At 68.8% G+C, this 7,823-nt stretch carries 9 protein-coding genes; 4 read left to right on the forward strand and 5 right to left on the reverse strand.

All coding sequences use genetic code 11. The features are described from left to right. Nucleotides 1-19: 19 nt before the first annotated feature. Entirely contained in the window at nucleotides 20-1,780 is a 1,761-nt protein-coding gene (leuA, locus tag VGC18_RS06210) for a 2-isopropylmalate synthase (RefSeq protein WP_331095347.1), read from the forward strand. Next, nucleotides 1,777-2,505 (forward strand): aminoglycoside 3'-phosphotransferase, encoded by a 729-nt coding sequence (locus VGC18_RS06215; protein WP_331095349.1) that lies wholly within the window; start codon nucleotides 1,777-1,779, stop codon nucleotides 2,503-2,505. The genes leuA and VGC18_RS06215 overlap by 4 nt, the downstream gene beginning before the upstream one ends. 13 nt (nucleotides 2,506-2,518) lie before the next feature. Here VGC18_RS06215 and VGC18_RS06220 read toward each other — a convergent pair whose 3' ends face one another. The 4 genes from VGC18_RS06220 to VGC18_RS06235 form a co-directional block, all read right to left on the reverse strand. Next, on the reverse strand, nucleotides 2,519-3,532 hold the full coding sequence (locus VGC18_RS06220; RefSeq protein ID WP_331095351.1) for a cation diffusion facilitator family transporter: 1,014 nt from the start codon (nucleotides 3,530-3,532) through the stop codon (nucleotides 2,519-2,521). Continuing rightward, nucleotides 3,529-3,897: a metalloregulator ArsR/SmtB family transcription factor gene (locus VGC18_RS06225; RefSeq protein WP_331095353.1), complete on the reverse strand. Its 369-nt coding sequence runs from the start codon at nucleotides 3,895-3,897 to the stop codon at nucleotides 3,529-3,531. The genes VGC18_RS06220 and VGC18_RS06225 overlap by 4 nt, the downstream gene beginning before the upstream one ends. 48 nt (nucleotides 3,898-3,945) lie before the next feature. Continuing rightward, the gene (locus tag VGC18_RS06230; RefSeq protein ID WP_331095355.1) at nucleotides 3,946-5,046 is read right to left on the reverse strand and encodes a glycoside hydrolase family 172 protein; all 1,101 of its coding nucleotides are present in this window, start codon (nucleotides 5,044-5,046) and stop codon (nucleotides 3,946-3,948) included. Nucleotides 5,047-5,150: 104 nt separating this feature from the next. Beyond that, the gene (locus tag VGC18_RS06235; protein ID WP_331095357.1) at nucleotides 5,151-5,693 is read right to left on the reverse strand and encodes a TetR family transcriptional regulator; all 543 of its coding nucleotides are present in this window, start codon (nucleotides 5,691-5,693) and stop codon (nucleotides 5,151-5,153) included. 90 nt (nucleotides 5,694-5,783) lie between these two features. Here VGC18_RS06235 and VGC18_RS06240 point away from each other — a divergent pair, with 90 nt between their 5' ends. Then, a complete protein-coding gene (locus tag VGC18_RS06240; protein ID WP_331095359.1) occupies nucleotides 5,784-6,209 on the forward strand; it encodes a nitroreductase/quinone reductase family protein in 426 nt (141 codons plus the stop codon). After that, nucleotides 6,206-6,964, forward strand: coding sequence for an SDR family NAD(P)-dependent oxidoreductase (locus VGC18_RS06245; RefSeq protein WP_331095361.1), 759 nt, complete (start codon nucleotides 6,206-6,208; stop codon nucleotides 6,962-6,964). Before VGC18_RS06240 ends, VGC18_RS06245 begins: the two co-directional genes overlap by 4 nt. A gap of 489 nt (nucleotides 6,965-7,453) precedes the next feature. On the opposite strand, the gene VGC18_RS06250 is transcribed toward VGC18_RS06245, so the two are convergent. Then, the coding region (locus tag VGC18_RS06250; protein WP_331095363.1) for an aldo/keto reductase at nucleotides 7,454-7,823 on the reverse strand (370 nt) is incomplete at its 5' end.

The following is a 7,823-nucleotide window of genomic DNA, read 5'->3' on the forward strand; positions in this document are numbered from 1 at the left end:
AGCGAAAGAGCGACGCACCATGAAGAACACGCAGACGGCTTCTGCAATGCCGATCCACAAGTACCGCCCGTATCACGAGGTGGTGAGCGTCGATCTGCCCGATCGCACCTGGCCGGGCAAACGCATCACCACGGCTCCGCGCTGGTGCGCGGTCGACCTGAGGGACGGCAACCAGGCGCTGATCGATCCGATGAGCCCTGAGCGCAAGCGTCTCATGTTCGATCTGCTGGTGCGGATGGGATACAAGGAGATCGAGGTCGGCTTCCCGAGCGCGAGCCAGACCGACTTCGACTTCGTGCGGACCCTCATCGAGGAGGACCTGATCCCCGACGATGTGACCATCCAGGTGCTCACCCAGGCGCGCGAGGCGCTCATCAACCGCACCTACGAGTCCATCAGGGGCGCGAAGCAGGCGATCGTCCATCTCTACAATTCGACGAGCATCCTGCAGCGCGACGTCGTCTTCCGCACCGACAGGCAGGGCGTCATCGATCTCGCGCTGGAGGGTGTGCGTCTCTGCAAGGCGGCGGAGCCGCTCGCCGCCGGCACGCAGATCTTCTACGAGTACTCGCCGGAGAGCTACACCGGCACGGAGCTGGAGTTCGCGCTCGACATCTGCAACCGGGTCATCGAGGCCTTCGGGCCGACCGCCGATCGCAAGGTCATCGTCAACCTGCCCGCGACCGTCGAGATGGCGACTCCGAACGTCTACGCCGACTCGATCGAGTGGATGTCGCGGCGCCTGAACCACCGCGAGAACGTCATCCTGAGCCTGCATCCGCACAACGACCGCGGCACGGCCGTCGCCGCGGCGGAGCTCGGCTACCTGGCCGGCGCCGATCGCATCGAGGGCTGCCTGTTCGGGAACGGCGAGCGGACGGGCAACGTCGACCTCGTCGCCCTGGGCATCAACCTGTTCACCCAGGGCATCGACCCGCAGATCGATTTCAGCGACCTCGACGAGGTCAAGCGCACGGCGGAGTACTGCAACCAGCTGCCGGTGCCCGAGCGCAGCCCCTGGGCGGGCGACCTGGTCTACACCGCCTTCAGCGGATCGCATCAGGATGCGATCAAGAAGGGCTTCGAGGCGATGGCCGCGGAGGCGGAGGCCACCGGGGTGAGCGTCGACGAGCTCGTCTGGGCCGTGCCGTACCTGCCCGTGGATCCCAAGGATCTCGGGCGGAGCTACGAGGCCGTCATCAGGGTCAACTCCCAGTCCGGCAAGGGCGGTGTCGCCTACCTGCTCAAGAACGATCACGCGCTCGACCTGCCCCGCCGGCTGCAGATCGAGTTCTCCGGCGTGGTGCAGGCCAAGACGGATGCCGACGGCGGCGAGGTCACGAGCGACCAGATCTGGGAGATCTTCCAGGACGAGTACCTGCCCGCGAGCGAGGCGGAGGCCAAGTGGGGTCGCTTCGAGCTGACGAGCACCCGCACCTCGAGCGACATGTCCGGGAGCATCTCCCTGCACACCGAGCTGCGGGTCGGCGACGAGGAGATCGTCGCCGAGGCCACCGGCAACGGACCCATCGCGGCCTTCCTCACCGTGCTCACCGAACAGGGGATCGAGGTCAGACTCTACGACTACGTCGAGCACGCCCTCAGCGGTGGCGGCGACGCCCTCGCGGCCTCCTACGTCGAGCTCGACGTCAACGGAAAGCGACTGTGGGGCGTCGGGATCGACGCGGACATCTCCACGGCATCGCTCAAGGCCGTCGTCTCCGCGGTCAACCGGGCCGTCCGGGAGCAGTCGGGCGACCGAGAGCTCGCCTCGGTGTGAGCCGCGGGCTGGCCGGCCGCCCTGTCGGCGATGTCGTCGAGCCCCTGGCTCTGAGGCCGCTGCTCGCCGACGGGCCGCTCGTGCCGGTGTGGCGGAACGAGCTCGGTGGTCTCACCTTCGAGGGGCATCGCGGAGCTGACCGCGTTTTCGCCAAGTGGGCTCCGGCCGGTTCGGGCCTCGACCTCGCGGCGGAGCGCGACCGCCTGTCCTGGGCATCCGCCTTCGTCCCGGTCCCCCGGGTGCTCGACTTCGGCAGCTACGCTTCCGGCGACTGGATGGTCACGCTCGCGATCGCGGGGGAGAACGCGGTGAGCGAGCGCTGGCTCGCCGACCCGGGGCGGGCCGTCGCCGCGGCCGGCGCCGGGCTGCGCGCGTTGCACGACGCCCTGCCGGTCGCATCCTGTCCGTTCTCCTGGTCGGTGGAGGATCGGCTGGCGAGGGCCGGCCTCCCCGCGGAGTCCGGACCCGCGGTCGACAGGCTCGTGGTCTGTCACGGCGACGCCTGCATGCCGAACACGCTGCTCGACGAAGCGGGTTCCTGCGTCGCGCACGTCGATCTCGGGGCCCTCGGCCTCGCCGACCGCTGGGCGGACATCGCCGTGGCCACCTGGAGCACGGAGTGGAACTACGGCCCAGGCTGGGAGCGGACCTTCCTCGAGGCGTACGGCGTCGACGAAGACGCCGAACGGACGGCCTACTATCGGTCGCTCTGGGATCGCACCTGAGGATTCGCGGCGGTCAGCCGGCGGTCGCCCTGACCGGCATGTCATCGAGGTTCGGCAGGGCATGACCCAGACGATGCTCCGCCTCCCTGGCGATCTTCTGTGCGTCCGACAGCGGCGCATCCGTGACCGTCACCGCCGCCGTCCCCTGAAGCCGATGGCCGACCCAGCGCAGCTGTACGGAGGAGACGGAGACGACGCCGGGGGTGCCGTCGAGCGTCGCCTGCGCGAGCTCCACGAGGTGCGGGTCCACCCCGTCCATGAGGCGGCTGCCGATGCTGCGCACGGTTCCCCACAGCAGCACGACGATCACGACCGAGATGAGGAGGCCCACGATGGGATCGGCGAGCGGGATGCCCGCCATCACCCCGAGCGCGCCGAGGACGACGGCGAGTGAGGTGAAACCGTCGATGCGGGCATGGACGCCGTCGGCGACGAGCGCCGCAGACCCGATGCGCCGGCCGACCCGGATCCGGTAGACGGCGACGGCCTCGTTTCCGGCGAAGCCGATCAGCCCCGCGGCGACGATCCACCAGAGGTTGTGCAGCGGCTGGGGAGTGAAGAACCGTTCGATCGACTGCCAGGCCGCGACGACGGCGGACAGCGCGACGACAGCGATGATGAACAGGCCGGCGAGGTCCTCCGCGCGACCGAAGCCGTAGGTGTACCGGCGGGTGGCGACGCGCCGGCCGAGGACGAAGGCGATCCAGAGCGGGATCGCCGTGAGGGAGTCGGAGAAGTTGTGGACCGTGTCGGCGAGCAGGGCCACCGATCCGCTGGCGAGGACGATCCCGAACTGGACGATGGTCGTTCCGAGAAGGGCGAAGAGGCTGACCTTGAGCGCGCGGACGCCGTCCCTGCTGGCCTCCAGCGCGTCGTCGACCGAGTCAGTCGCATCGTGGCTGTGCGGCACGAAGAGACCGTGGAGGAGTCCGCGCAGGCCGGTCGGATGGGAATGCCCGTGGCCTCCCGCGATCGAACCGTGGTCATGATGGTCGTGGGGGTGCGGATGCCCGTGCTCGACCGTCACGTGGAGGCCTCGTCCGGCCGTCCGTGGTGGTGTCTCGGCGTGCCGCCGAGGGAGTGCTCCGCCTGGAAGATCGCGTCGGTCACCAACTGGCTGGCGTGCTCGTTCTCGAGCCGGTAGAAGACCCGCTGCCCGTCCTGCCTGGCGGCGACGATCCGCGCCAGACGGAGCTTCGCGAGGTGCTGCGAGACGGCCGCCGGCGACTTGTCCACGATGTCGGCGAGATGGTTGACCGAGAGCTCGCCATCCCGGAGCGCGAGGATGAGGCGCACCCTGGTGGCATCGGCGAGCATCGAGAACACCTCGACGGCCAACTCGACGAACTGGCCGTCCGGGTCGCGGCCGCATATCCGCTTATCTGCATCCATACGCAGATTATGGCAGCTTTTTCATGGCGGCGGTACCGTCGGCCCGCCCTACCCGCCCTCCGGCCGGTCGAGATAGAACCAGACGGTCGCCGAGTAGTCGTCGCTGCGGAAGAAGTTGGTCCACGCCCGGGCATACCGGGGATCGGCGACCGTCGCCCGGCTGCTGCCGTCGAGCAGGCGGATGAGCCCCTCGCCCTCGACGTCGATGGTGATCGGCTCGAGGTCGGCATGCTCGGCGGCGGCGAGGACGTCCGCCGTCGGACCGCCGCCGATCGCATCGACCGTCACCTCGATCGACTCGGCGAACCAGACGGGGTCGTCCAGGTGGAAACGGTACGGCGTCCACCATCCCGGAACGCTCCCGTCGCCCGGTTCGGCGATCGGGCAGCCCTGGGACCGATGGGCGAAGGCCCCCATGCCCCAGCCGGTGCCGACGTAGTCCTCGAGGCCGGTCCCGCTCAGCGCGAGGCCGTCCGCGCGATCGATGCGCATCCGGACCTCGCCCTCTCCCCACCACAGTCCGCGGTAGGCCGGGTCGGTCACGACCCCGAGCTGGAGACCGATCAGCCGGCCGGATCCGTGGACCTCCGGCAGGGCGAGGAACGGATGTCCGAGGACGGTCGCCCGCTCCCGTCGCCACCGCGCGTGGAGGTACAGCACGTCGTCGTCGTGGTCGTCGCCCACCGTCGCATCCACCTCGTAGAAGACCCGCTGCAGGTCCCTCCCGCTGTCGTTGACGAGCAGCACGCGCGCGGATGTCCGGAACGGCATGGGAAAGACCGAGCAGAGGCTCCGCCCTTCCGGGCTGGAGACGAGCGCGGACTCGAAGGCCGTCAGGCGACCTCGCGCCGCGCCGAAGAAGTCGCCGAGGGGCATCCGCACCGCCGGCTCCGCGGCGTCGTCCCAATATGCCTCGAGGCGCATGCCTCGAAGGACGTCGGGGGAGAGGTCGCTGAGGGTGAGCCAGATCCGGCGGATCGTTCCCGAGCCCGTTGCCGACATCAGCTCGACGCCGGCACCCGCGGGCAGCGGCACGAAGGCCCGTCCCTTCGCTCCCCGATTCGTGAGGCCGGCGCCCCCGGGCTCCCCGGTCGGGTTCTCCGGAGTGAACCACTGTGTCGTCGAGGTCGAGCGCTTCGGGATCTGCATGGATCACCACCCTAGGCCGCGAATCACCCCGGCGATGAACGACGGCTTCTCCGCGGCTCTCGGCGTCATCCTGCCGCAGGAGAGCCGCGCCGGTGATCCGGAGGTCAGGCGAGGATGCGGGCGATCGATTCGACCGCGGCGGCCCGTCTCGTGTCGCTGTCGGCGCGCTCGTCGGCCGCCAGGAGGCCGATCGGCGCGAGCTGCCAGGCCCCAGCGACGGCGTAGATGATGACGAGGAGGTCGACTGCGCCGATGGCCGGCGATGCCTGCTGCTGCACCGATTCGACTTTCGCCAGATACGTCTCGAGCGGCTCGGAGGCGGCCTCCGGCCGTTCGAGCTGAGCCCAGAGGCAGATGCGCAGCACCTCGGGCCGGCGCTGATGGAAGTCGAAGAGCTCGCCGACCCAGGCAGGCAGATCGGACGGCGTGGGGGGCACCTCTTCCGCCATCCGCACGATCGCGTCGGACAGCGCCGCGTCGAAAAGGCCGCTCTTGTTGCCGAAGTAGGCGTAGATCATACGCACATTGCTCTCCGCCTCCTTCGCGATGCGGTCGATCCTGCCGCCCGAGTAGCCGAGCGCTGCGAACTCCGTCACCGCGGCCGAGAGAATCCTCGCCCGGGTCGCCTCCGCGTCTCGCTGCCCCACGCTCACTCCGTCCATTCGGTGCCGTTGTTTTGACACGATCGTCGTCTCGCGTCTAGCCTATAAGTAAATAGATACTTACTTAGGAACGTGATGGAACCAGGAATCGAACGGGCCTTGGCTATTACCCCGGCGTCACGCGCTCGGGAGCGCACGATCGACATCACCACCACCGGCGCGCGCACCGGCAGACCGCGGCGCATCGAGGTGTGGTTCTACCGGGTCGACGGACGCATCTACCTGTCCACCTCGCCGGCCCGGCGTAGCTGGTACGCGAACATCCTGGCGAACCCCGAGTTCGTGTTCCATCTCAAGAACGGGGTGCGGGCCGATCTGCGGGCGGTGGGCACTCCGGTGCTCGATCGCGTCCAGCGGGAGGCCGTGTTCTCGTCGATCATCGCCGACCTCAATCAGCCGTGGAACCCGGCAGGCATCCGGCAGCCGGTCGAACCCCTCGACGAATGGATGCAGGGAAGTCCGCTGATCAGGGTGGACTTCCCGGAAGGAGACAGCGAATGACACCTCGAATCGCGATCGTCACCGGGGGCAACCGGGGCCTCGGCCGCGCGACCGCCCGCGCCCTCGCCCGGCGGGGCTTCGCCGTGGCGCTCACCTATCGGGGCGATGTCGACGAGGCATCCCGCGTCGTCGAGGAGATCCGGGCCGCGGGCGGTGATGCCACCGCCGCGCGACTCGACCTGGCGGATGTCGCCTCCTTCGCCGACTTCACGGTCTCGCTGCGGCGCGACATCGACGGGCGGTGGGGGCGTTCCGGCATCGACGTGCTGGTGAACAATGCCGGGATCGGGCTGTTCGGCCGGCTCGAAGAGACCACCGTCAACGAGTTCGACACCCTCATCGGAACGAACGTGCGCGGCACGTTCTTCCTCATCCAGGCGCTAGCACCCCACATCGGCGACGGCGGTCGCATCATCAACGTATCCACCTCGCTCACCCGCCATGTCAGCCCCGGCACCTCGCTCTACGCGGCGTCGAAGACGGCGGTGGAGTCCCTCACCCGCAGCCTCGCCGTGGAGCTCGGGCCCCGCGGCATCCGCATCAACAGCATCGCCCCCGGCCCGACGGCAACCGACTTCAACGGCGGCGCCATGCGCGACGACTCCGAGCTGCGCAGCAGCCTGGCCGCCCACACGGCGCTCGGCCGCGTCGGCCAGCCCGACGAGATCGCCGATGCCATCGCCGCCCTCGCATCGAAAGAGCTGCGTTGGGTGACGGCCGAACGCATCGAAGTCTCAGGTGGCAGCCTGCTCTAGAACCCTGCGGGAAAGAACCTGCAGAATCGTCATACAGGGCGCGGCAGCCGCGAACGAAAGGCTGAATATGGTCCTCGGCGAAAACGACAGCATCGACAGTAACGAGTTGCCCCATGTCGCGCTTGCGGCCGCGCTGCTTCGTGTCATCGACGTAAGCAATACGCATCCCGAGCTACCTCCAAGGCCCCTGCGTAGGGGCGAAGTCGGCGCGCAATCGTGCCCACGCTTCATGGGCTAACCGGTCACGACGCCGCGACCAGCGCCATCCCGCACCGACGGCGATCCGGTGCGAGGATACGAAGCGGGTCAGCACGAGCTCTCCGCCGCTACTGGTCGATATCGGCGTCAGAAATCCCACGAGGTCGCTGAGGTTCGCCGGGGGACGCCCTGGAAGCGGCATGCAGCACGCGATCTGAAGGACGACCTCTACGGACCGGGCGCTCGAACGTCGATGACCTATGAGCGCTGCAGTTGACGTCCACACCGCGGCTACGCCGCTCTGCGCTCCGCAGGCACACGGCGGCGCAGGCGGCTGTCGCCGACCTCGGGGCCGCGGTAGACCATGTCCATCGCGCCGATGCTCTCCCCTGGCGGGACGATCTCGTCGATGCGGTCGAGCACCTCGTCCGAGAGCGCGACGTCGACCCCGGCGAGGGTGTCCTCGAGTTGCTCCATGGTGCGCGGGCCCGCGATCGCCGAGGTCACGCCCGGATGCGCGATGGCGAAGGCCATCGCGAGATGGGTCAGCTTCACGCCGATCTCGTCGGAGAGCGCCACAAGCTGCTCGACGGCGGCCAAGCGGCGCTCGTCGCGGAAATGCCGCATGCCCGTGCGCGTCGAACGGAAGTTGTCGTTCTCC

The sequence above is a fragment of the Lacisediminihabitans sp. genome (assembly GCF_036404185.1).
Lineage (GTDB): Bacteria > Actinomycetota > Actinomycetes > Actinomycetales > Microbacteriaceae > Lacisediminihabitans.

What these genes read in the sequence shown, in the direction of transcription:
- leuA (WP_331095347.1), top strand. Translation starts at nt 20, where the DNA reads ATGAAGAACACGCAGACGGCTTCTGCAATGCCGATCCACAAGTACCGC.
- VGC18_RS06225 (WP_331095353.1), bottom strand. Translation starts at nt 3,897, where the DNA reads ATGGATGCAGATAAGCGGATATGCGGCCGCGACCCGGACGGCCAGTTC.
- VGC18_RS06230 (WP_331095355.1), bottom strand. Translation starts at nt 5,046, where the DNA reads ATGCAGATCCCGAAGCGCTCGACCTCGACGACACAGTGGTTCACTCCG.
- VGC18_RS06240 (WP_331095359.1), top strand. Translation starts at nt 5,784, where the DNA reads ATGGAACCAGGAATCGAACGGGCCTTGGCTATTACCCCGGCGTCACGC.
- VGC18_RS06245 (WP_331095361.1), top strand. Translation starts at nt 6,206, where the DNA reads ATGACACCTCGAATCGCGATCGTCACCGGGGGCAACCGGGGCCTCGGC.